21 protein-coding genes and 1 pseudogene are annotated in these 25482 nt (G+C 34.6%); 8 read left to right on the top strand and 14 right to left on the bottom strand.

All coding sequences use genetic code 11. From position 1 onward, the window contains the following. Positions 1-61: 61 nt before the first annotated feature. From ACJAT0_RS02970 to ACJAT0_RS02955, 4 genes are all read right to left on the bottom strand, one after another. Positions 62-769, bottom strand: a complete 708-nt coding sequence (locus ACJAT0_RS02970) for a DUF3307 domain-containing protein (RefSeq protein ID WP_415180449.1) — start codon at positions 767-769, stop codon at positions 62-64. Then, on the bottom strand, positions 753-1373 hold the full coding sequence (locus tag ACJAT0_RS02965; protein ID WP_415180448.1) for a SatD family protein: 621 nt from the start codon (positions 1371-1373) through the stop codon (positions 753-755). The genes ACJAT0_RS02970 and ACJAT0_RS02965 overlap by 17 nt, the downstream gene beginning before the upstream one ends. A gap of 77 nt (positions 1374-1450) precedes the next feature. Next, entirely contained in the window at positions 1451-2905 is a 1455-nt protein-coding gene (gene rmuC, locus ACJAT0_RS02960) for a DNA recombination protein RmuC (protein ID WP_415180447.1), read from the bottom strand. Between the two features lie 78 nt (positions 2906-2983). After that, positions 2984-4768, bottom strand: coding sequence for an RluA family pseudouridine synthase (locus ACJAT0_RS02955; protein WP_415180446.1), 1785 nt, complete (start codon positions 4766-4768; stop codon positions 2984-2986). An 88-nt stretch (positions 4769-4856) separates the two neighbouring features. On the opposite strand from ACJAT0_RS02955, the gene ACJAT0_RS02950 reads away from it, so the two are divergent. After that, complete coding sequence (locus ACJAT0_RS02950; RefSeq protein WP_415180445.1) at positions 4857-6917, top strand: response regulator; 2061 nt, start codon at positions 4857-4859, stop codon at positions 6915-6917. A gap of 606 nt (positions 6918-7523) precedes the next feature. Here the strand turns inward: ACJAT0_RS02950 and ACJAT0_RS02945 are convergent. The 5 genes from ACJAT0_RS02945 to ACJAT0_RS02925 form a co-directional block, all read right to left on the bottom strand. Then, positions 7524-9344 carry an ABC transporter ATP-binding protein gene (locus ACJAT0_RS02945; RefSeq protein WP_415180444.1) on the bottom strand — a complete coding sequence of 607 codons (1821 nt, stop codon included), beginning with the start codon at positions 9342-9344 and terminating at the stop codon, positions 7524-7526. 4 nt (positions 9345-9348) lie between these two features. Then, positions 9349-11061 (bottom strand): phospho-sugar mutase, encoded by a 1713-nt coding sequence (locus ACJAT0_RS02940; RefSeq protein ID WP_415180443.1) that lies wholly within the window; start codon positions 11059-11061, stop codon positions 9349-9351. A 242-nt stretch (positions 11062-11303) separates the two neighbouring features. Next, positions 11304-12281, bottom strand: a complete 978-nt coding sequence (locus ACJAT0_RS02935) for a glycosyltransferase family 2 protein (protein WP_415180442.1) — start codon at positions 12279-12281, stop codon at positions 11304-11306. Next, positions 12274-12834 carry a DUF4199 domain-containing protein gene (locus tag ACJAT0_RS02930; RefSeq protein ID WP_415180441.1) on the bottom strand — a complete coding sequence of 187 codons (561 nt, stop codon included), beginning with the start codon at positions 12832-12834 and terminating at the stop codon, positions 12274-12276. The genes ACJAT0_RS02935 and ACJAT0_RS02930 overlap by 8 nt, the downstream gene beginning before the upstream one ends. Positions 12835-12885: 51 nt before the next feature. Then, a complete protein-coding gene (locus tag ACJAT0_RS02925; RefSeq protein WP_415180440.1) occupies positions 12886-13377 on the bottom strand; it encodes a DUF4199 domain-containing protein in 492 nt (163 codons plus the stop codon). 148 nt (positions 13378-13525) lie between these two features. On the opposite strand from ACJAT0_RS02925, the gene ACJAT0_RS02920 reads away from it, so the two are divergent. After that, the gene (locus ACJAT0_RS02920) at positions 13526-13777 is read left to right on the top strand and encodes a type B 50S ribosomal protein L31 (RefSeq protein WP_374001984.1); all 252 of its coding nucleotides are present in this window, start codon (positions 13526-13528) and stop codon (positions 13775-13777) included. Between the two features lie 307 nt (positions 13778-14084). Here the strand turns inward: ACJAT0_RS02920 and ACJAT0_RS02915 are convergent, their stop codons facing one another. Continuing rightward, positions 14085-14231: a hypothetical protein gene (locus ACJAT0_RS02915; RefSeq protein ID WP_415180439.1), complete on the bottom strand. Its 147-nt coding sequence runs from the start codon at positions 14229-14231 to the stop codon at positions 14085-14087. A gap of 341 nt (positions 14232-14572) precedes the next feature. Between ACJAT0_RS02915 and ACJAT0_RS02910 the strand changes: the two are divergent. Beyond that, positions 14573-14788: pseudogene (locus ACJAT0_RS02910) on the top strand (T9SS type B sorting domain-containing protein); the annotation flags it as partial. A 1430-nt stretch (positions 14789-16218) separates the two neighbouring features. On the opposite strand, the gene ACJAT0_RS02905 reads toward ACJAT0_RS02910, so the two are convergent. Together ACJAT0_RS02905 and ACJAT0_RS02900 are read right to left on the bottom strand one after the other, a co-directional pair. Then, entirely contained in the window at positions 16219-16590 is a 372-nt protein-coding gene (locus tag ACJAT0_RS02905; protein ID WP_415180438.1) for a DNA topoisomerase IV, read from the bottom strand. Between the two features lie 39 nt (positions 16591-16629). Further along, on the bottom strand, positions 16630-17085 hold the full coding sequence (locus ACJAT0_RS02900; RefSeq protein WP_415180437.1) for a helix-turn-helix domain-containing protein: 456 nt from the start codon (positions 17083-17085) through the stop codon (positions 16630-16632). Between the two features lie 381 nt (positions 17086-17466). Between ACJAT0_RS02900 and ACJAT0_RS02895 the strand changes: the two genes are divergently transcribed. The 3 genes from ACJAT0_RS02895 (at position 17467) to ACJAT0_RS02885 (ending at position 19634) form a co-directional block, all read left to right on the top strand. Then, complete coding sequence (locus ACJAT0_RS02895; RefSeq protein ID WP_415180436.1) at positions 17467-18552, top strand: M14 family zinc carboxypeptidase; 1086 nt, start codon at positions 17467-17469, stop codon at positions 18550-18552. A gap of 80 nt (positions 18553-18632) precedes the next feature. Further along, positions 18633-19106, top strand: coding sequence for an Lrp/AsnC family transcriptional regulator (locus ACJAT0_RS02890; RefSeq protein ID WP_374002263.1), 474 nt, complete (start codon positions 18633-18635; stop codon positions 19104-19106). Beyond that, positions 19107-19634 carry a DinB family protein gene (locus ACJAT0_RS02885; protein WP_415180435.1) on the top strand — a complete coding sequence of 176 codons (528 nt, stop codon included), beginning with the start codon at positions 19107-19109 and terminating at the stop codon, positions 19632-19634. It begins immediately after the preceding gene. A gap of 79 nt (positions 19635-19713) precedes the next feature. Here the strand turns inward: ACJAT0_RS02885 and dnaN are convergent, their stop codons facing one another. Continuing rightward, positions 19714-20829, bottom strand: coding sequence for a DNA polymerase III subunit beta (gene dnaN / locus ACJAT0_RS02880; RefSeq protein ID WP_415180434.1), 1116 nt, complete (start codon positions 20827-20829; stop codon positions 19714-19716). Positions 20830-22364: 1535 nt separating this feature from the next. On the opposite strand from dnaN, the gene ACJAT0_RS02875 reads away from it, so the two are divergent. Beyond that, on the top strand, positions 22365-24299 hold the full coding sequence (locus tag ACJAT0_RS02875) for a S8 family serine peptidase (protein WP_415180433.1): 1935 nt from the start codon (positions 22365-22367) through the stop codon (positions 24297-24299). 53 nt (positions 24300-24352) lie between these two features. Then, positions 24353-25018, top strand: coding sequence for a DUF2461 domain-containing protein (locus ACJAT0_RS02870; protein ID WP_415180432.1), 666 nt, complete (start codon positions 24353-24355; stop codon positions 25016-25018). Here the strand turns inward: ACJAT0_RS02870 and ACJAT0_RS02865 are convergent. Beyond that, positions 25013-25423: a glyoxalase gene (locus tag ACJAT0_RS02865; protein WP_374002258.1), complete on the bottom strand. Its 411-nt coding sequence runs from the start codon at positions 25421-25423 to the stop codon at positions 25013-25015. The two genes, ACJAT0_RS02870 and ACJAT0_RS02865, sit on opposite strands and share 6 nt — an antisense overlap. Between the last annotated feature and the right edge of the window lie 59 nt (positions 25424-25482).

Genomic DNA, 25482 nt, shown 5'->3' with positions numbered 1-25482 from the left:
AAAAGAAGAAAGAGCTAAATTTTTCTTCGTGCGTAAGTTCTACATAATTCCTAAAATATTTTTACAACACATAGTTTTTAAAAACGAGTCCAACTAGAATTGCAATGCCAAAGCTAAGCAATGTACCTATCAATACGTACTCGGTTAACTTCATATTTTTTGCTTTGCTTAAGTCACCAAATCTAAAAACAGATTTGGCGGTCAATAATAAACCTACAGCTCCAAAATTATCGGTAATAATAAAGAGAAATATCAATAATCTTTCTAACATCCCTATCCATTTCCCTGCATTTTGCAATCCATAGATTCCAGTTTCATCATCAGATAATGTCCATCTTGTAAAAAATATCTTTAACATAATCCCGACAGGATTGGTTAAGAAAAGGACACATAGTAGCAAGGGCCACAGCAGTTCTATGAACCTACCACTTACATAAAAATCTATTAATGAAGTATAAACTGCAAGCGCTAGAATGACTAAAATATGAGCCAGTTGGTCTAAAGCAAATAACCAGCGATTGTTTTTCTTAGTAGTAAAATAAAGTTTGCCAGTATCTATGATCAAATGTGAGACTAAAATAATAAGTGCCACATACCAATAGCTCAAATCCCATAAAAGCAACCAAGATGCGATTCCATGAATCCCTGCATGGAGATAAAGATGATAGGAGCGAAGCTTGAGTTTTTCTTTCTTCTTTGTAAAATTGTCCGTCTGTAAAACAAAGTCTCCTAGAAAATGCACTATTAAAAGTTTAATCAATAGCTCCATGGCTCACATCTTTATAGAATTGTTCAAATAACAGTATCAATTCTTGAATTTCTGTCCAGTAGGCTCTTTCTAGTCTTCTGCTTGCTGTAGCCTGTTTGATTCCTAATAGTTGCCCTAGTTGGGTTTGGTTTACTTTAGGATTTATAAGGGCTTCATAAACGGTTTCTGCACTATTAATGCTCCAGGAGTCCATTAATATCCCCGCTAGTTTTAAATTACTGTTCATATAAGTATCTAATGGGTGATCGCTAGATAAAATGATATTCTGTTTTTTATTTTCTATAGCATCTAATGCACGTCCAGATCTTATAAACGCCGTTCCATTAGATTTAGAAGTGATGGCATTTTTAAAGTCTATACCGCCCAAGCCTATCGCAAGTTTTACGTCTAGTGTTTTTATTCTTTTAAGCGCTGATTTTAATTCGATAATCACACTTAATGCTTTTGCTGGTTGAGCTACTACGAGTTGAAAGCTATCGCCTCGATAAATACTATACTGTTGATCTTTTGAATGTTTTATGATCCATTTTTCTAAAATGGACAAGTATACCTGTGGCTTTACGTTTGTAGAGTTAACGATATCTCCTGATAAGATGATTTCCATATTACATATTTAGGTAATAATCAAATATATTACATATTTAGGTAATAATCAGTATTATTACATTTTTAGGTACTATTTTAATTTAAAAGAGGATCTTCATCACTCGCATCTAAAACGTCAGGATCACTTTCTATAGCTCGATAAACAAGCTTTTCATTGAGAGATTTATTCGTTTTAGCACCTAGTATCTTTAATCGCTCAATTTTACCTACTAAGTTTCCAGAACCTTCTGTAAGCTTATTCATACTAGATTTATAGGTTTTTTGAACCGTATCCATTTGTGTCCCTACTTTGATGAGGTCTTCTGTTAGGCCTACAAATTTATCGTATAAAGCTCCAGCTGCGGTGGCTATATCCAGTGCATTTTTTTGCTGTTTTTCATTTTGCCACATTGTATCAATAGTTCGTAAGGTTGCCAGTAGCGTCGTAGGCGTGACGATGACTATGTTTTTATCAAATGCCTCACTGTACAAGCTACCGTCATAATTAAGGGCCATCGCAAAAGCTGGTTCGATAGGTATAAAAAGGAGAACAAAATCTGGACTGTCTATATGGTAATCATGATAGTTCTTTCCAGAAAGATCTGCTACATGCTTTTTCAGAGACGCGACGTGGTCTTTCAAATAGCGCTGTTGCATTTCTTCATCTTCTTCATTGATAAATCGTTCGTAGGCATTCAAGGATACCTTAGAGTCAATCACCATTTTCTTGCCGCCAGGAAGGTTAATAACCACATCAGGAAACAAGGTTTTTCCATCTTCTGTCTTAATGGTTTGTTGCACCTCATACTCAGAGCCTTTTACTAAACCAGATTTTTCAAGAACTCTTTCCAGTACTAATTCCCCCCAATTACCCCGCATTTTTGAATCCCCTTTGAGCGCTTTGGTAAGATTGCTAGTTTCCTTACTCATTTGCTGGTTCAGTTCTTTGAGTCCTAATATTTGTTCTCTCAACGAACTTTGTCGGTCTATAGTATCTTTGTGGGTGTCTTCTACACGTTTTTCAAAGCTTGTAATTTTCTCCTGTAGCGGACTCAGAATTTGCTCGATATTTTTTTTGTTTTGGTCCGTGAATTTGATGCTTTTTTCGTCTAGGATTTTGTTAGCTAAGTTTTCAAACTCCTTGGTGAATTTTTCATTTAATTTTTCTATTTCTCCCTGTGCTTCGGTGTGTTTTTCTTCCGCTTTCGCGAAAGCGGTACGTTGCTCAGCTAGTACTATATTTATATGCTCCTTCTCGATAGTTATTTCCCGATACTCTTTATCTAACTTTTGAAGCCTAGCACTAAGTTCTTGTTGACTTTCTAGTTTCTGCTGCAGTTGTGCGCTATACTGACTGTTTTCATGTTTTAACTTATCACGTTCTTCCAGCGCTGGTTGCAATCGAGAAAGTTGCGAAGTCAATTGGTTCTTTTCTGATGCTAATAGATTTAAACTCCCGGAGAAACTTGTCTTTGCAAAAAACCACGCCACAACAGCACCGACAAACACACCAATGATTAAAAATAACAACCAATTCCATTCTTGAGACATAACATAGACATTTACAGTAAAAATACGATGTGCATTCCCGTCTCAAAATAGGAATGTGACCTAGTTATTCACAAGACTTTAAAAAGGAGCAGGAACCTTCAAAATGACAGGTTGTAATGTTATGGGGTGTATGAATTCCAGTTGCTCAGCGTGCAAGTACAATCGGTCTTTTTTAAAACCGTAAAGATCGTCACCCATAATAGGACAGTTTAATCCTAGTGGATGCGCTGCATGAACTCTCAGTTGATGCGTACGACCGGTGATAGGGAAGAAGTAGATTCTTGTTTTTCCATCTTTTCGTTCTAACACTTCATATCGAGTACGTGCATTTTTACCGTACACAGGATCTACCATTTGAAAGGGACGGTTGTCGAGATCCACACGTAAAGACAGGTCTATAAAACCACTATTATCTTGTACGATTCCATCGAGTAATGCCACATAGCGTTTTTTAACCGTGCGCTTTTCAAACTGATCTTGGAGTCTTTTATGTACCTCCAAAGATTTAGTCAATACCAATATGCCAGAAGTGCTCATGTCTAGTCTATGAACAATAAGCGGTCCAGTGGCATCAGGGAAACGCTTTTTCATCCTGGATTCTACAGAATCTTCTATAGTTTTACCTCGTACTGAAAGGAACTCTTCCGGTTTGTTGACAGCCATAAGGTAGTCGTCTTCGTAAATAATAGGTAAATCCTTTCCTTCAGCTGGATTTTTGAGTAAGGGATTGTCATCCACCTCTAGACCTTCTAACATGTGTTCTAAAATCGGTTCACATTTAGAACGACAGGATGGATAATAATGACCGTGCTTTCTAATTTGGGACTTTAAAGACTCTCCGTACCAAAACTCCGCCATAGCTATCGGTTTTAGATTATGGAGGTAGGCATATTGTATTAATTTAGGCGCTGCACAATCTCCTGTTCCAGAAGGAGGGAAGTAGGGCGGTATGTTTTTAAATAGATCAAGCGCACTTTTAGGCTCGCCATTGGCATTGAGGAACTTGTAGTGCTCAAAAATCCAGCTTTGAAGTTTATGAGATAAGTTTTTACGCTTGGTTTTGAGTTCCTCGATTGCTTTTTTACGTTTGGAAATAAATTCTTTTACAGGAGCAGCTTTTGTATCAAGGTATATTTTGTATTCCTTAAGTAAGAACTTTGCATGCATTCCTTGCGTTTGATGACTATCAATCAGTCTTTGATACTCCTCTTCACTAAAGGAACTTAGAGCCTGTTCCCGTTCTTTTTTACGAGCAGCTTTGAGTACCGCATGTTTTTTACGCTGGTTGTAGAGCAGGAGCTCGTTTTCTTTTTCAAGTTTTAGAAGTTGTTTTAAGCTTTTTAAAAATGAAGCATCGGTTTTTAAGGAATCAATTTGTTGATTCAACTCATCCAGTTGTGAATTCTCCTTTGCATAAAAGCTATCCTCTGAAAACATATTAAAAACTAAAGGAACAAAACGAGAATCTTTTTGCGTTCCTGTGATCACACCAGAATAAGCCCATAAATGTCTTAGCGCACCATCTGTCTTTTCTACCACAAGAACCCCAAACATCTTCCCAAGCGGATGCTCGTAATTTTCTGGTCCTAAATTTAAATCATAAAACCAATTCGCAAAACTGTCTAAGTAATTTTTGAGTTGCTCAGCTGCCGCTATAGCAAGTGGGTGCGGTTCATAAAGAAATGGAAAGGTGAATTTTTGAGGGACATCGGTATCTTTTGTTGGATCAATTGGATCAAATCGATGCAGAATGGAACTCATCAAAGTATAGATAGATTCATAGTACAAAGGTAGGATTAAATGATGGTTTGTATCACCTTTAAAAGTGAAAGGAATTTTGTTTTTTTGCTGACTTTTAAGCATGTTTTAAAATCAAAAGTATTTTAAAACCGGTATGGACTTTTATCCTATTGTTAATTTTTGTAACTTCAAAATAAATAACATATTCAGATTGAGAGAGATAACAGGATTTTTTTTGGTATTACTATCCGTGTTTTTTTCTGTGGTTTCCTGTCAGGACACGGATATATTGAATGAAGAAGAGCGCAAATGGCTCAACGACAAGGAACGGATTCAGGTAGCCGTTTACCCTTCCTATTCTCCGTATATTTTTCTAGATAAAAATGATCACCCTAAAGGGATCCTTATGGATTATTTAGCGCTTCTAGAAAAAAGAGCGCAATTTAAATTTGATATCAAGACCTACGATGATTTTTCAAATGTTATGGAAGATGCGCGCAACAATAACCTAGATCTAATTCTTGAAATCCAAGAAGCCCCGTCCAGAAAAGCATACCTCAACTTTTATTTTAAGTTGTTTGAATCACCTTATGTTATTGTAGGGAATAGAGCTTCTGGAAAAGCAAAGACTATAAAGGATTTTGAAACGGCATCCTTTTACTTACCTAATGATTTTGCTATAGTAGAAAATCTAAAACTTCAATTTCCTAAAGCTACGATTTTAACTCCATGCGGGACCGATCTAGAATGTCTAAAAAAGATTTCAGAAAGTGGAGCAGCTTATTTTGTCGGACCTAAAACTGTAGTTACTTACTATATCGAGTCCAAAAACTTACATAATTTAGAAATTTTAAAATACACAGGTCAGTATTATGAACCTTCTATAGCTGTCGTTAAAAATGATATCATGCTCAATGAAGTTATTTATAGCGCTATGCAGAGCATTACCTATCAAGATAAGCAAGAGATCATCGATTCTTGGTTGGTGACCTTTAAAAAGCCTTTTTACCAGAGCGTATCTTTTTGGGTCAAGTTGTGTATTGGAATTTTATGTTTGTTGTCATTGATACTGGTATTCAATAGGTATTTAAAATATGTTATTAATTCAAAAACAAATGAACTTAAAAAGGCAAAAATTAATGCGGAGCAGAGCAGTGAAATAAAGACTTCATTTATGAATAACATCACTCATGAAATGCGTACTCCCATGAATGCCATTATGGGTTTTTCAGGTTTGTTAAATAAGGAAGGTCTTGAGGAGAGCCAGAAAGAAGACTATGTAGCGATTATTAATCAAGCTTGTTTGAGATTGATGGATATGATGGATAATGTCCTGGAAATGTCGATGTTACAAAACAAGCAAATATCGGCTCAAAAAAATACAGTACTTCTTTCGGATGTGTTGAACAAGTGTTTTGATAAATATATAAATTTATCGAGGTTAAAGAAGCTCCAATACCAACTAATAGTGGAGATTCCTGAAAATCAAAACTGTGTCATTGTGGATGAAAATAAGTTATCTAAAACGATCAAGTATGTCATTGATAATGCCATCAAGTTTACGAGTTATGGAGAAGTTATCTTTTTTGCAACCATTAAAAATGATTGTATTGATATTACATTAACAGACACTGGAATAGGTATTTCTGAGGAACGTCAGAAATCTATTTTTGATAGTTATTCCAAGTCTAATCAAGATACTACCGAGTTATTTGAAGGTTTGGGGCTAGGTTTAACCATATCAAAAGCTTACGTTGAATTAATGAATGGACAGCTCGATCTTTATTCAGATTTAGGAAAAGGAACAACTGTTCATATCAAAGTACCAATAACTGTAACAAAAAAACAAGAATTGCGGGATGAGAAAGTAAAAGAATCAATCAAGAAGGCAAGGCCCTCTTTTTATAAAATTTTGATAGCTGAAGATGTAGCCTTGAATTACTTAATCCTCAAATCTTTGTTAGAAAAAATAAAGGAGTACGAATTTCAAATAATTAGAGCTGAAAATGGGCAAGTAGCTATTGAAATAATGGAGCAAGAACAGAATGTAGATCTTGTTTTTATGGATATTCAAATGCCTGTTATGAATGGTTATAAAGCCACACGAGAGATTAAAAAAATGTTTCCTTATACCCCTATAGTGGTTCAAACTGCCTATACGAATTCTGAGGATAGACAGAGGGCTATTGCATCTGGATGCGATGATTTTATATCTAAACCCATCAAACCTTCGGCAGTAAAAGAGGTGTTAAAGAAGTTTATTAATAATTAGAAATCATCAGCTCTTATCAACTAAAGTGATGATAGCGTTATTTTTAAAAGGAGCTTTACAAATTATTTTTTAGTAAAGATTATCGCAACATTTTTTTCCTCTTCACGGGACATTTTTGAAGTCGCTTTTAATTTTTCTATAAAAAGAGCCACCTTTTCCTTAGAAGCTGACCATCCAAGATTTTGACCTTTATTAGTAAAAGAGTCTGTGACTTAATTTCCTGCGGCATCCAGAACCACCCAAAACGGCAATCCGTATTTTGTTTTTTTAACTTTGTAATTAATTCACGAAAACCGGGATTTTCAGGTCATACTTGGTTTTCATTTTCAAACATTGCGATAGGAAGTACTACACAATTCTCGTTAAAGAACGTACCAACTTTTTTGGTATTGATATTCTTAGTTATGGGATGCTACCAAGGATACTAAGAAGCCTTGGATTTAATCAGCCCATGCTCTTCTCAGGCTGTTACTTGATTTAGCCGTTTAACTAGTAACCTATATAGACAGATTTTTATGCTTGTGATAGGGAGGCACAAGTATATAAAAGGACGTAAAAGAAGGAGCCTGGTTATTTTTTTGTTCTCTAAGATATATACTTAAATCATCATACCAGACTTTGCATGCTTACCAGTCCGTGATAAAGACCTTCTTTAGCAAGTAATTCTATATGTGTTCCCTGCTCTACTATGTCTCCTTTTTTTAGGACTACAATATGATCAGCATTTTGAATGGTAGACAGTCGGTGAGCAATGATAATGGAGGTTCTGTTCTTCATCACTTTTTCTAGAGCATTTTGAACAAGACGTTCACTTTCTGTATCTAACGCACTTGTCGCTTCATCGAGTATGAGAATAGGAGCATTTTTAAGCACTGCACGAGCGATGGAAAGGCGTTGCTTTTGTCCTCCACTTAATTTACCACCGCTATCGCCTATATTGGTATGAATTCCTTCAGGCAAGTCTTTTACAAATTCCCATGCGTTTGCAATTATAAGGGCTTCTATAATACGTTCTTCTGAAGCATTTTTATCACTTAGCGCTACATTAGTGGCAATGGTATCGTTAAAAAGAATAGAATCTTGCGTTACAATCGCAATTTGATCGCGCAAACTCTTAAGTGCTACATCTTTTATATTTACACCGTCTATGGAGATGGTTCCTTCTTCTACGTCATAGAACCTGGTTAATAAATTTGCAATCGTACTTTTTCCAGAACCTGATTGGCCTACAAAGGCAACGCTAGTTCCTTTTGCAATATGAAGAGAGAAGCTCTTGAGAACGGGTTCTTCTTGATAGGCAAAGGTGACATTTTGTAAGTCTACCGCTTTCGCGAAAGCGGGAATAGCAACAGCTCCTTCTTGATCTTCAATTTCATTCTCAGTATGGAGAATTTCAAGAACACGCTCTGCAGCCGCATTTCCTTGTTTTACCCCATAACTGGCTTTAGAAATAGCCTTTGCAGGAGTAAGGATTCCATAAGCAAGTCCCATAAAAGCAATAAATATGGCCCCATCTATATTATCTTCAAAAACCATTTTACCACCAAACCAAAGAAGAACACCGATAACCATGATCCCAAGAAATTCACTAACAGGCCCCGCAAGACCTTTTCTCAGCTCGAGCTTATTGGAAAATTCATAGAATCTTGTAGAGCTACTTTTAAAGGTGTCCGTCATTCTTCCTTCAGCGTTAAAGCCTTTGATAACTTTAAGACCACTTAAAGTTTCCTCAAGTAAAGAAAGAAAAAAGCCTTGCTCTTTTTGTACTTTATCAGATTGTTTTTTAAGCCGTTTACCGATTAATGAAATGACAAATCCAGAAATAGGAATAAAAATTAAAACAAAAACAGTAAGCTTAACGCTAAATAAAAGCATGGCACCTAAGGCAAATAATATATTAAGTGGCTCTTTAACAATAAGTTCTAAAACAGATAGAAAACTATTTTTAACTTCTATGACATCACTACTAGCTCTAGCTATGACATCTCCTTTGCGTTTTTCAGAAAAATAGGATATCGGAAGATCTATGATTTTGGTGTACATTTCATTTCTTATGTCTCTTAAGACACCATTGCGAAGAAAAGTGATGAAATACAATCCTAAATAACCAAAAAAGTTTTTAAGAAGAAAAAGAACCAGCACAAGAACAATCATCATGATTAATGCATTTTCTTGGTCTTTATTTGCAACATCTGTTACATACCAATTTATATAGCTTTCTAAATACTCCTTTGCTTCCGTAAAACCGGTCCAAGAAGGTTTGATGTATTCATCTTTGGTAGTTTCAAACAAGACTTTCATCACAGGAACTAAAGCAACAAAGGAAAGAGTACCGAACAATGCATAAAATACATTGCATATTATATTTAATACTCCGTACCGCTTATAAGGTTTTGCGTACTGTAAAATTTCTTTAAAATAATTCATTGATTTACCTGTCAAAACTGGCAAGAATGCCATTAATTTTTTCTTCTAGTAGTTCTTGGACGCTAGCATAGTTTTCTACTTGGTCCAATGCTGTTTTTACCGATATATAAAACTTAATCTTAGGTTCTGTACCACTAGGCCGCGCTGCAATTTTTGAGCCATCTGCTAGATAAAAGATCAAAACATTAGATTTTGGAATAGCAATCGTTTCTGTTTGATTCAATTGCTTGTTTTCTCTGGTACTGGCCGCATAGTCTTCTACGATCGTTACATCTTGTCCCCCTATTTGAGCTGGTGGATTTTCCCTTAAATCCACCATCATTTGCTTGATTTCTTCGGCTCCAGAGATCCCTTTTTTGACTACAGAGACCAACTTTTCTTGATAACATCCATGTTTTACATAAAGCTTGATCAATTCTCGATAGGTTGTTGATGAATTTGCCTTTGCAAAAGCGTACATCTCACAAGCTAATAAGGCTGCTGTAACCGCATCTTTATCACGTACAAAATCTCCTACCATGTATCCAAAACTTTCCTCGCCGCCACCTACAAAGTCTTGTTGTGGATAGTCCTCGATCATTTTGGCAATCCATTTAAACCCAGTCAGTCCTTCTTTACACTCTACCTCATAAAATCTAGCTATATCGTGCATCATAGGAGTAGAAACAATCGTAGAACCTATAAATGGGTGCTTTAAAGACTTTAAATCGTTTTGTTTCAATAAAAAATCGGTCATGGCGATCATGGTTTGATTGCCGTTGAGTAAGATCATCTTACCTTCATTATTGCGAACTGCAACACCCAATCGATCGCCATCAGGATCTGTTCCAATTACAATGTCAGCATGAATTTTATCCGCCAGAGCTATAGCCATTTTTAATGCTTCTGGCTCTTCTGGGTTAGGAGATTTAACCGTTGGAAAATCACCATCTGGAAAAGCTTGTTCTTTAACGACGTGTAAATCGGTATATCCAGCTCGTTTTAAAGTTTCTGGAATTAAGGTAATACTGGTACCGTGAAGGCTGGTAAAAACAATTTTTAATCGAGAACGGTCCACGTGACCTGCTATTCTACCTGCTTTTATACTAGCTTCTATAAAGATATTATCATCCTCCTCCGTAAGGAATTCTATTAATTTAGGGTTCCCATTAAAGCTGATTTCACTAAAGTCTGTAGATCCGATGATATCTAATATTTCTTGATCTTGTGGTGGGACCAACTGACCGCCATCTTGCCAGTATACTTTGTAACCATTATACTCCGGCGGATTATGACTTGCAGTCAAGACAATTCCTGCATGGCATCCTTTTGCTTTTACGGTGTAAGAAAGCAGTGGAGTAGGGCGCAACTCTGCAAAAAGGTATACGTAAATACCGTTAGCACTAAAAACGTCTGCGACTACTTGTGCCAATTCTTTGGAGTTATGACGGCAATCATATGCTATGGCAACTTTTATTTGTTCTTCCGGAAATTGTTGGTTCAAATATTGAGAGAGCCCTTGTGTGTTTTTACCTAATGTATATTTATTAATGCGGTTGGTTCCGACACCCATAATACCTCGCATTCCTCCAGTACCAAATTCTAGATCCTTGTAAAAAGATTCTTGGAATTCATCATTATTTGCTGTTATCAAGGCTAACGTACGGGTGATAGTGGCCTCGTCAAAAGGTGCTTGTGTCCAAGATTGTGCTGTTCTAAGTATATGTTCTTTATTCATTGGTGATGTAGTGACTATTGTTGTACAAAGATAGGAATAAGTAGGCAGTAGGCAGATTGAATTGTTTGCTTTGCTTATAAATATGACTGGGTAGACAGCTAATTAAATTTTCTAGATTTGTTTGTAAATAGTTACAGTCATAAATTGTTTCGGCTTCTAAGGTTATTCCTTGTGTAATTACAACTACTATTTATAAAAAGGTATTACTTGCTGTACATATATCTGACTATTAATAATGCTTGCTAAATTTCTTCAGCGACCCTATAACGAATCCCGTGTTGGCCACTTCTTAAGATCAATTCACCTAAGAATCCTGAGATAAAGAATAGTGTTCCTAAAATCATACTGGTTAATGCGAGAAAAAACCAGGGGTTATCTGTCACAAGGCTGTAAGGAAGATCATGTGCCATGCGGTACAGTTTTGAACTGCCTATGTAACCTGCAATTACAAAGCCTATCATAAACATAATCACTCCTAAGGTACCAAAAAGGTGCATAGGCCGTTTGCCATATTTGGAAATAAAGGCGATGGTAATCAAGTCTAAAAAGCCATTTATAAAACGCTCGTAACCGAATTTAGTAGTGCCGTATTTGCGAGCTTGATGGATCACTTCCTTTTGTGTAATATCTGTAAACCCAGCATTTTTTGCTAGAACAGGAATATAGCGGTGCATCTCGCCATGAACATCTATATTTTTTACCACATCGCTTTTGTATGCTTTTAGACCGCAATTGAAATCATTGAGCTGTATACCACTGGTCTTACGTGCCGCCCAATTAAAGAGTTTACTGGGTAAGTTTTTGGAGAGAACACTGTCGTAGCGCTTTTTTTTCCAACCGCTAACCAAGTCGTGATGGCCTTTTGTAATCATCTGATACAGCTCTAGAATCTCATCTGGAGAATCCTGAAGATCTGCATCCATAGTGATGATTACATTTCCTTGGGCAATCTTAAAACCGGCGTGAAGAGCTTGTGATTTCCCATAATTAGATTGAAATTTGATACCTTTTACGAGTTGAGGGGAATTAACCTGTTTTCGCTTTCGCGAAAGCGCACTAATAATACTCCAACTCTCATCTGTGCTGCCGTCATCTATATAGATAACTTCGTAACAAAGGTTCGTATTTTCCATGACACGATCAATCCATGCTTGTAATTCTGGAAGCGAATCTGCCTCATTGAGAAGCGGTACGACGATGGAGAGATTAGTTTTATTCAAACTCGTAAAGTCTATCTTTTTTAATAATTAAACTAGAGATTAATCCAGCGACCGTATAAAAAGCAAGGTTACTTATATACCCGATGACAAGACTTGCGGTACCAAATGGTGTAGGACTTAACTTCATAGAATCTCGTATTTGATCTTCAGAAATTTGTCCAGCGACCTCTTTCATTCCCATCCATCCTAGCATTTTGTTGCTCATCTCTATAGAAGCTTGAATGGTAAGCTCCACTAATTCTTTCTTGGCGTCTGGATCAATAATGTGAAATATAAGAATTCCAGCACTCACATAACCTAAAAAAGCAATAGCAATAGTGACTACAAAGTAAAGTAAAGCACTGCTAAAAGTCAGATGACCACCAAGTTCTTTTTTTGCTTGTTTTTGAGAGTAAACACCCAAAATAAGTATTAATATTAAAATAGGGTAGGTAACAAGAGGGTTTAGAAACAGACCTAAGTCTATTTTCCACATCGTAAAGTAGGCAACGATAAAGATCATGAAACCTAAGGTACCGTGCTTAAAGGAAGTTTTTTTTAATATATCTTTCATAGATCAGTGTTGCAATATAAGAATCAAATATAAACATGTAAAGGAGAAGAACTATCGTTGTGGAGCTTTACTAATTATTATTCCAGTAATTAATCCAGGAATCATGCAGAGCAATACTCCAGGAAAAAATCCTTTTATTAACTCACCAGCAGAATATGATGACTCTGTAAAATTTTGAGATTGTGCCAGACTGCTATGTGTTTTGGCATGAACGGATCTCAAAGCATCATTAGCTAATTCTTTAGCAGACGGGTCAAAAACATTAAAAATGAGGTAATTAATTAATGCTTCTGTAAAGAATACAATTAGAATACAAATAAAATAGGCCAGTACTACTTGTTTAAAGGAAACGATACCTTTCCCAGCCCTTCTGGCGAGTATTTGTGCAATAATACCTATTAGGATAGGATAGAGCTTGATGGCTAAACCTATATCAGTGTTTGTATACTCTTGGTTTTTCCATATATAAAGGTAGATGGCAATGGTAAGTATGGCTCCTAAAATCCCTAATACAAAAGAATTTCTTTTGATTGTTTTGTCCACAAAAATGATTTTTAAATGAGAAGGCAAATATAAAGCTAGGAGTTGTGTTTTTATAGATTACATTTGTTTTAAATAAAACAAAACCAAAAGGCCGTTAATTAAATAAAAATAATTAAATTTGCAGCCGCTAAAGAATAAGATTAAAGTCATGCAAAAAGGAATACACCCAGAGAATTATAGATTAGTAGCATTTAAGGATATGTCTAATGAAGAAGTGTTCATTACAAAATCTACTGCTAACACAAGTGAGACTATCGAACATGAGGGAACACAATATCCACTTATAAAAATGGAAATTTCTCGCACTTCCCATCCATTTTATACGGGTGAGAGTAAACTTATCGATACTGCTGGACGTATTGATAAATTCAAAAACAAATATTCAAAATTCAAGAAGTAACTTTCTTAAAGTTTTACATATACCAAACGCCTTGCAATTCGCAAGGCGTTTTTTGTTGGTAGTTATTTTGATCATAGCATTTAGTAATACCCTATTTGTTTATGTGCTGAGTTCAACCCATAAGTGCTACAACTTTATTGTTTAGGACTTCCATCGGGTTATGGTAATTAAAGTTTCAAATAGGTCTGTAATTTAGTCATCATTGAACTTCTTTTATTCTTTTGGTTGACACAACTCTAAGATCTGTTTTCTAAGGTTCCCTTTTCCTGATATATATATATGTTCTTGTGAAATAAATCTTTATATGTTAATTTATTGCGTTATCAAATGTGATGGTCTTGATCCATAAAGTGTAAAAGTTGGTAAGTCTCTGATTCATTTTTTCATATAATTCATCTGCATTTTTACTTTTGAGTTTTTCAATCATCGTTTTCAAAGTTGTCCTATCAGTCATTACAAATAGGGCAGATTTATGATTACTTTACATTATTATGTTTCCAATACGAGAGCGGCTCTCTACAACCTTTAAACGTTCATCTATACCTATTATAGCAATAGGTCTGTCTCCTGTAATGTTACGCTTCTGTCTGCGTCCAGTGTGGCGTAGGTGTTCATAGAGCTTTTATATTCTAGGTAGTTATGAATACTCTATATGGTATTATTTACCAAATCAGTCCTGTTTTCAGAAATCAGCCTACTGGTTTGTATGTCATTTATGTGAGGACATTTCTCTATGAGTAGGAACCAGTACAAGAATAACGGCACTTTGACATCCCATGATTATATACACCAAATGAAAATGGTTTTAACGATTACTTTACAATAGGCCGCCCAGAACTCTTTAAAACTATAAACAATAATATTTTTGATCGCTATGGGGACTTATTGTTTTCGGTAAAAAACACCAGTATTAACTGCCATGAAACGTACCTTGGGTCTCCATTACCATCATCAGATTATTGGAGTATATTCATCCTTACGGTAAAGAACACAGAGGGCATTTTACTCTAAAGAGATCACTTTTGAAACTTATTTAAAAAGTTACTAAGTATAGCATTCAACCATTTTTCAAAAAGATTCTGTTTTACTTACGCTTTCACGAAAGCATAAGTAAAACAGAATTAGGTGTTTTTTTTTTCATGTTCCATTAAACGGTTCGTTTTCTTAATAGGGTGAATTTCATTAATGTTCCATATGTAATTAAAAGTGATAGAAGTATGTAGCTTGTCTCAAATAAACAGATGGTGAAACTACTGTAAATAGGAGCCTTTCCTTTTAATTTTATTCTGCAGGGTAAAAGTTATCTATTTAAATTCTATGTTATTTAAAAAATAGCTGCATATATATCAAAACACCTCCTGTAGAACAGAGGTTATTATGATAAGAATTGAAGTGATTACTAACTTAGTTTATGATACACCAATGTTTAAATCAAGAAGGATAAAGCTAATTGCGATAGCTCTAGTAGTAACGACAAGACGCTTCTTTCTATCAACTTCAAAATACATCTTCCTCTTTTTATTTAATAAGAACCAAATTATAACCCCATATAACAAGGAATAGCCTAAGGTCATTATAGAAAACATACTATTTTCTGAATCATAAGGAAGGGCACGTTAAAGAGACCTTTTTAAATAAGTCACAAATAAATAAAAATCATGAGAATCCATCCATACCAGTGCTTTTAATAAAATAAAAAGGCAGTAACTAGACATAAAAGCATGATGATAAAAGGTTCTACGAGGTATATATTTCTTCACTCCAGATCACTTGATATGTACAATATATCCATCAGTTATTGAACTAAGTTGATAGGCTGATCAACATAAAAATTACAGCAATTACAATTATCTGAATATGTATATGATCAGTAGATTTTTTAACCGTTAAAATATGGACGTTTTTTTTTTAAAATATATTTAGAAGAGGAAGGATTTCTTAAAAGCGATTCTTTTTATAACTTTTTTTGGTACCATTCTTTCTTTACTTTTTCTAAGTCTTTTTCACTTAGAAGACGTGTGATAAATTCTTCTTACGCGGCTTCAATGACCGGTGTTTCGTATTTATGAGATTCTATTAAAACCGTAAGCACCTCGTTGTAAGATAAGTTTTATATACTTTATGGAATGGATTCTTTTGTAGAATAATAATAAAGTCATTAGAGCTTGTATTTTTATATACATACACTTTAGACTTTATTAAAGTTCCACCAACTTTATAAAATTTCTGTATAGGATAAAGCAACATAAATAAACAATATAGAACGGATGGAATAAATACCACTTGAATCATGTAATCTATTTACCTTTTACTCCTCGTACTTTATTTATATGTAGTGATATAAAAATAATAGGTCGGCTACCCGTATACTTCTTAGGTTAACCAAATTATTAATTAGAGTATTTAAATAGCAACTATTTCAACACTCTAAACCGTGTTGCTTACTTTTTAAGAGCTGTTCCTGTAAATATCTGGTCCCGACCGGATTGTTTAAATTCAAAAGTGTAAGAATCTTTTTTGGTGCTTAAGATTTTAAAAAGGTACGCGCGACTTTCGGCGTTTGTTTTAGGATCAATCGGAATTACTCTCCACTCACAATCATTTATCCATTCTATTTTAGAAGTATCAACTGTATTTTCAAATCGCTCAATTTGTAAATCTTTTGTACGAGTAAACTCAGTCTTTAATAATTTCCCACCACTTTCTTGCTCCCAGATAAAAGTGCCTTCTTGATAATCTTTACAATCTCTCGTGTTTTCATAACAGCCCGTTGTCACTATCAACATAAGAATAAATAGAGGTGAATACTTCATCTAGATCTTTTTTTACAAAGTTAATTCTTGAATTGGTAGTTAAGGTATAAAATATTCAAAACTTCCATCGTTATATAATAAAATTATTTTTTGTATATTTTTCCCTTCAACTGATTTAATTTTAAAAGGAATTTTTTCATTTTCTGCAGTTGAAAATAAATCTTGGGATTTTGTTTTAGTAGATTCAGAAAGACTAGGATCTCCTTTTTTATCTTGAGGAATAGAAGTAGAGTAGCTACCCGTAGGATTGGAGGCTTGCGGCATCTCTGTTTTGGGATAAGTTCCGTTACCATTTAACAACCAATAAAGATCAACTTCTGGAAACTCCTTTACGGTATTGACCACAAAGTCCAAGCTAGGTTTGTTGCGTCCAGAAAGGATATGTGATATGGAACTACGCCCCACATGAATACGTTCGGCAAAGGAAGATGCGTTTAAATCATTTCTATCCATAATTTTTTGTAATCGTTTCGAAAAATCCGCTGAATTCACCATAGGTTACAAAAGTAAACAAAATAAGGTTTACAAATGTGTTTATTATTGTAAACAGCATGGTTTATCTAGGAAAACTAGGAGAGTAATAGCTATTTATATTATGAATTATAACTTTATATAGAGGTGTACAACATACTGAAATTGAACAAATAAAACCTTATAAAAGTAAATATCAGCTCAACAAGGTCTTTCTTAAAATTAATGTTTCATTTAGTGGTATCAAGCGTGATTACAATTGTAACCTGTTGAGGAACTTGTAATGTTTACAGATGTAACATTGCTGATGTTTACTTTTGTCAACTATAAAGAGTTTACATTTGTATGATGATTTTTATATTGAACTAGACGGGCCTTGAGCTTTCTGTAAACTTTAATTTGTACATGCTTACTAGATATTACACCTATTCCCAATTTGAAAATTACTTTGGATCTGTTGTGAAAAGTCTGAACGGTTCTATCCTCAAAAATTTAGAGATAGGTCAGTCGGTTCTTAAACGTTCTGTTTATGGTCTTAAAATAGGTTCTGGGAAAATTAAAGTTTTAGCGTGGTCTCAAATGCATGGGAATGAATCTACTACTACTAGAGCCATATGTGAACTGCTAGCCAGCGATGATTTATTTCAAATAATTAAAAATATTGAATTATACATTATTCCTGTATTAAATCCTGATGGTGCTGATGCTTGGACAAGGGTAAATGCAAATAAGGTCGATTTAAACAGAGATGCAGTTTCGTTATCTCAACCAGAAAGTATCTTATTGCAAAAAGTTTTTGATGACTTTAAACCAGATTATTGTTTCAACCTTCATGGACAGCGTTCCATTTATGGTTCAGAAGATGGTATCATGCCAGCACAAGTTTCATTTCTTGCCCCTGCTGGCGATGAAAGGAAGCTGTTTAAAAGAGCACGCACGCAATCCATGAGTATTATTAATGATATTCACAAGAAATTAGGAAAAGAGGTCTCTGGAATTATAGGAAGGTATAATGATGATTTCAACATCAACTGCGTAGGGGATTTTATGATGAGTAAAGATGTGCCTACAATCCTATTTGAGGCAGGCCATTCTGGTTTTGATTATTCTAGAGACGAGGCAACTTTATTACTGACCAAAGCCTTAAAAATTGCAATAACCTCTGTAAGTAATATTTCTTTTGACAAAGAAAGTACTTGGACCAATTATAAAGCTATTCCCAAAATGAGTGCTAATTATGTAGATATTTTGATTAAAAACTATAAAGCAACCTCGGGAAATCAATCATTATCCATAAGATATCACGAACAAGTAAAAGATAGTTGTCTTTATTTCGTTCCCGTATTAATAGGCATCAATAGAAAAGAAGTGCTTAACGGTCATAGAGTTATAGATTTAGAGCAGGATCAGCATTTTAAAAACGATTTGATTGTTACGGGTGACTTAGAAATCTATTCGGAATCTTTAAATATTAAAATATTTGCTAATTAATTGTAAAATACTTCTTTTTGTTAGTTTATTATCAGCAATTGTCCTTCTTTTGTATAAAATTATTAGTAGAATACATTATTATGGCAAAAATTGATGATATTGATAAGCAAATTCTTGATGTGCTTATCGAAAATACCCGGACTCCGTTTACAGATATAGCAAAAAGACTACATATAAGCGCCGGAACTGTACATGTAAGGGTTAAAAAGATGGAAGAGTCAGGAATTATACATGGATCTTCTTTAACGGTAGACTACCATCAGTTGGGATATACTTTTATTGCTTACATAGGTGTATTTCTGGAAAAGACAAGCACTACACAATTTGTATTGAGTAGGATTAAAGAAATACCTTTTGTGACGGTAGCCCATATTACCACTGGAAAGTTTAATATTTTTTGTAAGATACGAGCCAAAGATACCACTCACGCAAAGAAGATTATTTTTATGCTTGATGATATTGATGGCGTCAGTCGAACAGAGACTATGATCAGTTTAGAAGAAAGTATCAACGATAAAAAAAGATTGTTACACAAAGTTTTTCAAGACTTGTAGATGGTCACGTTTAATAACATTTCAGCAGATGAATATCCTGCGTATTATCAACCTTATTTGAATCTTATTGATCCTTCGTTAAGTCTTTTTGATACTTTAGAGAATTCACTGTATAATTCGCTAAATCTCCTCAAATCTATTGAGGTGCCTTTGAGTTACCGTTATGCGCCAAATAAATGGTCTATTGGTCAAGTTATGATGCATAATATCGATACGGAACGAGTTTTTGCTTATCGTGCCCTTTGTTTTATGAGGGGAGATCCAACCTCTTTACCGAGTTTTGATCAAGATTTATTTGTAGATAATCTAGGGGATTTAGCTTTCGCGAAAGCAGATGTATTACAATCCTTAAAAACCACTAGAGATGCTACTATTGAATTGTTTAAAAATGCAAGCGATGTTTCCTTAATTTTTAAGGGAACTGCCAGTGATAAAATAATGACGCCACGTGTCATTCCTTTTATCATAGTTGGGCATAATTTGCATCATGAAAAGATCATTAGAGAACGTTACTTAGTAGGATCTTAACGGTGTGTGATGAGCTTACTATTTATAACAAAAAATGCTCGCAATTTGCGAGCATTTTTTATATGATCTATTTGTCTATTTATTGATTGAGCATTACTGGCATCACAAGCATAGTCACATTCTCACCTTCATCTAGACCGTCGACAGGCGTTAGAATACCTGCGCGGTTAGGTAGTGACATTTCTAGAGAAACATCCTCACAAGTTAAGTTGTTAAGCATTTCAATAAGAAACCTGCTGTTAAAGCCTATTTGCATGTCATCACCTTGATAATCACAAGTAAGTCTCTCGTCTGCTTTATTGCTGTAATCTAGATCCTCAGCACTTATGTTAAGCTCTGCACCAGCCATTTTAAGTCTAATTTGGTGCGTCGTTTTATTAGAGAAAATACTAACACGTCTAACAGAATTTAAAAATTGAGTTCTTGAAATAGTAAGTCTGTTGGGATTTTCTTTAGGAATTACCGCTTCGTAATTAGGGTATTTACCATCAATTAATCGGCATATGATATTTGTACTGTCAAAACTAAATTGTGCATTACTCTCATTATACTCTACAAGCACTTCTGACTCGCTTCCTTGAAGCATCGCTTTAAGAAGGTTCAAAGGTTTTTTAGGCATAATAAATTCGGCAGTCTGACTTGCCGTAAGGTCTTCTCTTTTGTAACGGACTAGTTTGTGTGCGTCTGTAGCTACAAATGTTAATGAATCACTTGCAAATTGAAAAAAGACACCGCTCATTACTGGTCTAAGATCATCATTACCGGCAGCAAATATAGTTTTGTTAATGGCTGTTGCAAGAGTATCTCCCATTATGGTTGTGCTGCTGGGTTCTGAGATAGAAACTGATTTCGGGAATTCTTCTGCAGCTGCACAAGCTATTTCAGACTTACCTTTATCGTGACTTACGGTCATCATTGTGTCTACAGAATTAAAAGTAAGTGGCTGTTCTGGAAATGTTTTAAGCGTGTCTAATAATAATTTTGCTGGTAAAGCGATGCTTCCATCATCTTCACTCTCCACATCAAGCTTGGTTACAATAGTAGTTTCCATATCACTGGCAGATACCTTAAGCTCATTACCAGTTAATTCTAAAAGGAAATTGTCTAAAATTGGTAATGTGTTGTTATTATTGATGACACCACCCAATAGTTGGAGGTGCTTTTGTAGATAAGAACTAGATACTATAAATTTCATCTTGGAATTATTAATTAGTGATATTAGCTTCTTTTGAATTAAATAATGAAATTAAATTTACTAAAATCGAAAGGGTTTTTAGATCAAATTACTTTCAAACATATGCGAACAAAGATATTTTATATATAACTAGTAGCATAACATTTTTATCAACAATTAGACTTTTCTTATAAAAAGCGGTTATTTATACACCAAGGTTGTGACCACCGTATCTTTTGGCTGTTGACTCTTTTGTATCCCGTTTCCATAACCACCCGATATAACCACAAGGAAAGAGTGAAGAGTGGCAACATTAGTATATGCTAATAAAAGATGCTTTAAAATGAGCTATCTAAATGTTTTTTTATTAAGTCTTTGAACTATAAAATAATCGACTATTGATGATCAGCTGTATAAAACTAGCCTTTATCTTTTATCGTTAAAATCATAAGTATAGCTTACCAAGAAAAGGGAATTATCTAGATCAGAACAGCCATGTCGGTACAATAAATTTAGAAGCGATTCAAAGGCAATTCGCATATTTTCTGAAAACAGTATGTATTGTTTGCCTTTGTTAAATTAAAGGCTAATTATTATAATAATCCTACAACGAATAAGATTCCTAGCGGAATAGATGACAGCATCTCTGTGCTTTCCCTTTCTCATACAAAACTAATTTTCAAAAATGAGATGGAGGTGTTTCTTTTGTATTACTGTTCATTCTTAATAAAAATGCTGTACCGGAAAAAGGTTGAGGATTGAGAACCTATATCGAGAAACATTTGTAAAGGAAAAGAAAACTTTTAAAGAATATCTAAGTCTGACATCGAAAGCAGCTGTAGCGGTTAGAAAAGGAAGTTCTCCTAACCATAGGATACGTAATAAATATTATATGAGATAAACGATTTCTAACGGAAAAATAGAATTTTTAAGGAGTGTGAATGGAAAGACAATTAGATATTTGATTATTTTATATCTAAAGGGCATTACTATAAATACTGTATGAAAGTCATGAGAATAGTGGTAAAACTCACTAAAGAAGTTTTTTTGAAAGCCGTGTAGGCATAGTTCTCATCAATTTAACCCCTCATAATTTTAAGATATCCTTGTTGGGTAACCAGGAGTGAAACAGGCTTTTAAACGTTGTTATAAAAACCTTTTAAATCAGTGAGGTTGTTGATACGTAATTTGTCATGTATTTACTAGCATTGTGTTATCTGCAGATTTAAAAACAAACTGTTTCCCTATATTTTTTCACCCACTTTACAGATGAATCTATTGCCTTATCATTTCAATGCGCTCTTCAAGTTTACTACCGACTATTGTTTTGTGTAGTGGGTAAATAATTGGATTTGTTTTAAATTTGACCTTAGACTTCTACTTTTATGATTTTGGCATCATTTTAAAACCAAATAATTATAATAAACTCACATAAATAGCAAGGTTTTTAATTAAATTGCTCTCGCGATAAAAATGTGCAATAAAATTGCTTTAGATAATGATTAAGAGCCATATATATTTATCAATAACTCGGATTTACTACAAAATACAGAATCATGCTTAAATACAATTTTTTAATTTTCATAATCTTTGTGACTGCTAACAATTTTGTCTCTTATGGACAAACCAAACAAGAAAAAGCAAAAATTGCAAGTACTTATGATCAAGAGAAAATAAACCTCCTTAATACTTACTTTGCTGATACATTCGAAAAGCAAAATAAAAGACTTGTAAAATTAAAAGCCTTGTACAATTGGCCAGATACTCTTGTTACAAAAGACGGGAGCATTGCCTCACTAATTACGGTAAATTATTTAGATGTGCCTATGTACGTGAGTACGATGAATGATGAGGCCGCACAAATGCAAAATGCAAGGTCTTTACAAACAGGAGGTTTACTAGGTCTAAACATAGAAGGCCAGGGAATGATTGTAGGTGTTTGGGATGGAGATAAGGTAAGGGATACTCATAATGCTTTTTCTGGAAGAATCATACCTGGTGAATTTCTCACTGTTTTAGATGGTCATGCTACTCATGTAGCTGGCACTATTGCTTCAAATGGTATAGGCGATTTAAATGCACGTGGGATAGCACCACAGGTGAGTATTAAATCCTATAGATTTAGACAAACACAAATGCAAGGTGCAGACGAGATCGAAATGGCATTTGAAGCTGCTAATGGGATGCTAGTATCCAATCACAGTTATGGAATACCTGCTGATGCGGTACCAGTGGCTTTATTGGGCAAATATGATAATCGCGCACAAGAATGGGATTTGTTAGCTCAAAATTATCCTTATTATTTAATCGTAACTAGTGCCGGTAATTCTCGTAACCTCGGTGCAAACCTTCCTGATGGTGGTTTTGATTTGCTTACTTCTAATGCTAATGCAAAAAATGTTTTAACCGTAGGAGCTACAAATGGTGTTGCAAATTATGCAGGGCCTTCTAGTGTAGCAAATGCTCGGTTTAGCAGTTACGGTCCTACTGACGATGGCAGAGTGAAGCCGGATATCAGCACCAAAGGAGTTGACATGTATAGCACAGATTACACAGGAGATAGTCAGTACATAAATAAAAGCGGTACATCAATGTCTTCTCCAGCAGTTGCTGGTGGAGCCATTTTATTACAACAATATTATAATAACTTGCATAACGATTTTATGAAAGCAGCCACTTTAAAAGGGGTTATATTACATACGGTTGATGAAGCTGGGGCGAGTAATGGTCCGGACTATTCCTTTGGCTGGGGACTTTTAAATACAGAAAAAGCAGCTATAGCAATCGCAAATTTGGCGAATGCAAGTTCCATTGCAGAGCTTAATCTTTCAGAAGGGGCTACTTATTCAAAAACAGTAACTGCCACTGGAAATACAGCTTTTGGGGATGTACTCACGATATCAATATCCTGGACAGATCCTGCTACTTTAAGACAAAATTTACCTTCGTCTTCTGAAGATGACAGAGCCGCAATGATTGAAAATGATCTTGATTTAATAGTCACTTCTTCGGCTGGAGTTATTTACCGTCCTTGGAAATTAGATCCTGTTAATCCAACGATTGCAGCAACTACAGGAGTAAACGATGTAGATAACTTTGAAAAAATTGAAATCGATCAATTAACAGGCAATTTTACGATCAATGTAACGCATAAAGGCAGTTTAATAGGTGCCGCTCAGGATTATACACTTGTAATAACTGGTGCAAACTCAGGTACGCTTTCCAGTAACTCTGAGGAAACATCAAAATTCACTATGTATCCTAATCCAACAAAAGATCAGTTTACCATAGCGTTAAAAGAACAGTTATCTGGTCATAAAATCTCTATATCAGTTTACGATATTTTGGGAAAGCAGATTATTAATACCTCTTTCGAGAATACAGGTAGATTTGAAGAGAATATTGAAGTCTCAAGTTTTAAACCTGGTATATATCTTGTTAGAGTAGGAGATGGAAGTACATTTAGTACTAGAAAACTTATTATTAGATAGGTCTCCATCAAATAAATTTTTAACTTGACTTTGATAAAACAAAGGCTTTTTTTATGATAGATCCTGCATTAATAAACTTTTTAGAAGAGCTTGCTCAAAACAATAATAAACCATGGTTTGAAGAACAAAAGTCTTGTTTTAAAAAATTGGATAGTGACTTCAAGAGTTTTGCAGCTATAATGGCAACAAATCTTAATCAGCATGATGTGATTGAAAGAGCTAAAACTTTTAGAATTTATAGAGATATACGTTTTTCAAAGGATAAGTCACCTTTTAAAACACATTTTAGTATCAACTGGATAAGGGCAGGTTTAGAAAGGAGAGGTGGCTATTTTATGCGTGTTAAACCTCACGAACATGTAATAGGAATTGGCTTTTTTGCACCAGAAAAAGAAGATCTTCTAAGGATTAGAAAAGAAATTGAGTTGGATGCAAAAGAATTCCGCTCTTTATGTAATGAGGACACCTTTAAAAAATGCTGGGGAAAACTTTTAGGAGATCAATTAAAAACAGCCCCTAGAAATTTTAATAAAAACCATCCCGACATGGATCTTATCAAATTTAAATCTTTCTATTTTATGAAGTCGTTTACGGATAAAGAAGTACGGAATGCAGATTTCTCAGCGGTCGTAAACGATTCGTTTAAAACGGCAAGGCCATTTCTTGATTATATGACAGATGTTCTGAACACAAACCTTAATGGTGAGTATTTGTTATAGTTCTATCGCAGGCTTTTCAAACAATTGTATATTGCTAATTAATCGCTCTCGTACAAGATTCATCATACGCTTGTTGAGTGCACTAGAATTAGAAATATAGTGTTCAAATTCTACAATTGTAAATAACCCCATAAGAATCCCTTTGAGAGAACTTCTGAATTTCTGATCTCTATTTACTGCATTTTCTATGTAATCGATGCGTTTATTAGCGGTAAGTCCACAAAAGACATTTTTGTGTTTCTTGATATAATTTCTAAAAACGGCAATTAGAAGATCATTTTGTAATTTGGCAATGGGTCGCAATGTCATGTTTTGAAAACGCTCTTCGTCGCTCATATTTTCATCTATTCGAGCACCAGGGATTTCGGGCCTTAGGGCTACTAGATATTCGTCTCTGCTATTCATAACAATTCCTTTTTTTATAAAGGTATGATTGCACATTGATTCATCTCGAGTTAATTCAT

The sequence above is a fragment of the Nonlabens sp. genome (assembly GCF_047636915.1).
Taxonomy (GTDB): Bacteria; Bacteroidota; Bacteroidia; order Flavobacteriales; family Flavobacteriaceae; genus Nonlabens.
The sequence above is the reverse complement of the archived record's forward strand: the minus strand, read 5'-3'. Positions and strand labels throughout refer to the sequence as shown.

What these genes read in the sequence shown, in the direction of transcription:
- ACJAT0_RS02955 (WP_415180446.1), bottom strand. Translation starts at nt 4,768, where the DNA reads ATGCTTAAAAGTCAGCAAAAAAACAAAATTCCTTTCACTTTTAAAGGT.
- rmuC (WP_415180447.1), bottom strand. Translation starts at nt 2,905, where the DNA reads ATGTCTCAAGAATGGAATTGGTTGTTATTTTTAATCATTGGTGTGTTT.
- ACJAT0_RS02865 (WP_374002258.1), bottom strand. Translation starts at nt 25,423, where the DNA reads ATGAATAGCAGAGACGAATATCTAGTAGCCCTAAGGCCCGAAATCCCT.
- ACJAT0_RS02930 (WP_415180441.1), bottom strand. Translation starts at nt 12,834, where the DNA reads ATGAAAGATATATTAAAAAAAACTTCCTTTAAGCACGGTACCTTAGGT.
- ACJAT0_RS02875 (WP_415180433.1), top strand. Translation starts at nt 22,365, where the DNA reads ATGCTTAAATACAATTTTTTAATTTTCATAATCTTTGTGACTGCTAAC.
- ACJAT0_RS02900 (WP_415180437.1), bottom strand. Translation starts at nt 17,085, where the DNA reads ATGGTGAATTCAGCGGATTTTTCGAAACGATTACAAAAAATTATGGAT.
- ACJAT0_RS02890 (WP_374002263.1), top strand. Translation starts at nt 18,633, where the DNA reads ATGGCAAAAATTGATGATATTGATAAGCAAATTCTTGATGTGCTTATC.
- ACJAT0_RS02895 (WP_415180436.1), top strand. Translation starts at nt 17,467, where the DNA reads ATGCTTACTAGATATTACACCTATTCCCAATTTGAAAATTACTTTGGA.
- ACJAT0_RS02940 (WP_415180443.1), bottom strand. Translation starts at nt 11,061, where the DNA reads ATGAATAAAGAACATATACTTAGAACAGCACAATCTTGGACACAAGCA.
- ACJAT0_RS02945 (WP_415180444.1), bottom strand. Translation starts at nt 9,344, where the DNA reads ATGAATTATTTTAAAGAAATTTTACAGTACGCAAAACCTTATAAGCGG.
- ACJAT0_RS02905 (WP_415180438.1), bottom strand. Translation starts at nt 16,590, where the DNA reads ATGAAGTATTCACCTCTATTTATTCTTATGTTGATAGTGACAACGGGC.
- ACJAT0_RS02870 (WP_415180432.1), top strand. Translation starts at nt 24,353, where the DNA reads ATGATAGATCCTGCATTAATAAACTTTTTAGAAGAGCTTGCTCAAAAC.
- ACJAT0_RS02915 (WP_415180439.1), bottom strand. Translation starts at nt 14,231, where the DNA reads ATGACTGATAGGACAACTTTGAAAACGATGATTGAAAAACTCAAAAGT.
- dnaN (WP_415180434.1), bottom strand. Translation starts at nt 20,829, where the DNA reads ATGAAATTTATAGTATCTAGTTCTTATCTACAAAAGCACCTCCAACTA.
- ACJAT0_RS02965 (WP_415180448.1), bottom strand. Translation starts at nt 1,373, where the DNA reads ATGGAAATCATCTTATCAGGAGATATCGTTAACTCTACAAACGTAAAG.
- ACJAT0_RS02920 (WP_374001984.1), top strand. Translation starts at nt 13,526, where the DNA reads ATGCAAAAAGGAATACACCCAGAGAATTATAGATTAGTAGCATTTAAG.
- ACJAT0_RS02970 (WP_415180449.1), bottom strand. Translation starts at nt 769, where the DNA reads ATGGAGCTATTGATTAAACTTTTAATAGTGCATTTTCTAGGAGACTTT.
- ACJAT0_RS02885 (WP_415180435.1), top strand. Translation starts at nt 19,107, where the DNA reads ATGGTCACGTTTAATAACATTTCAGCAGATGAATATCCTGCGTATTAT.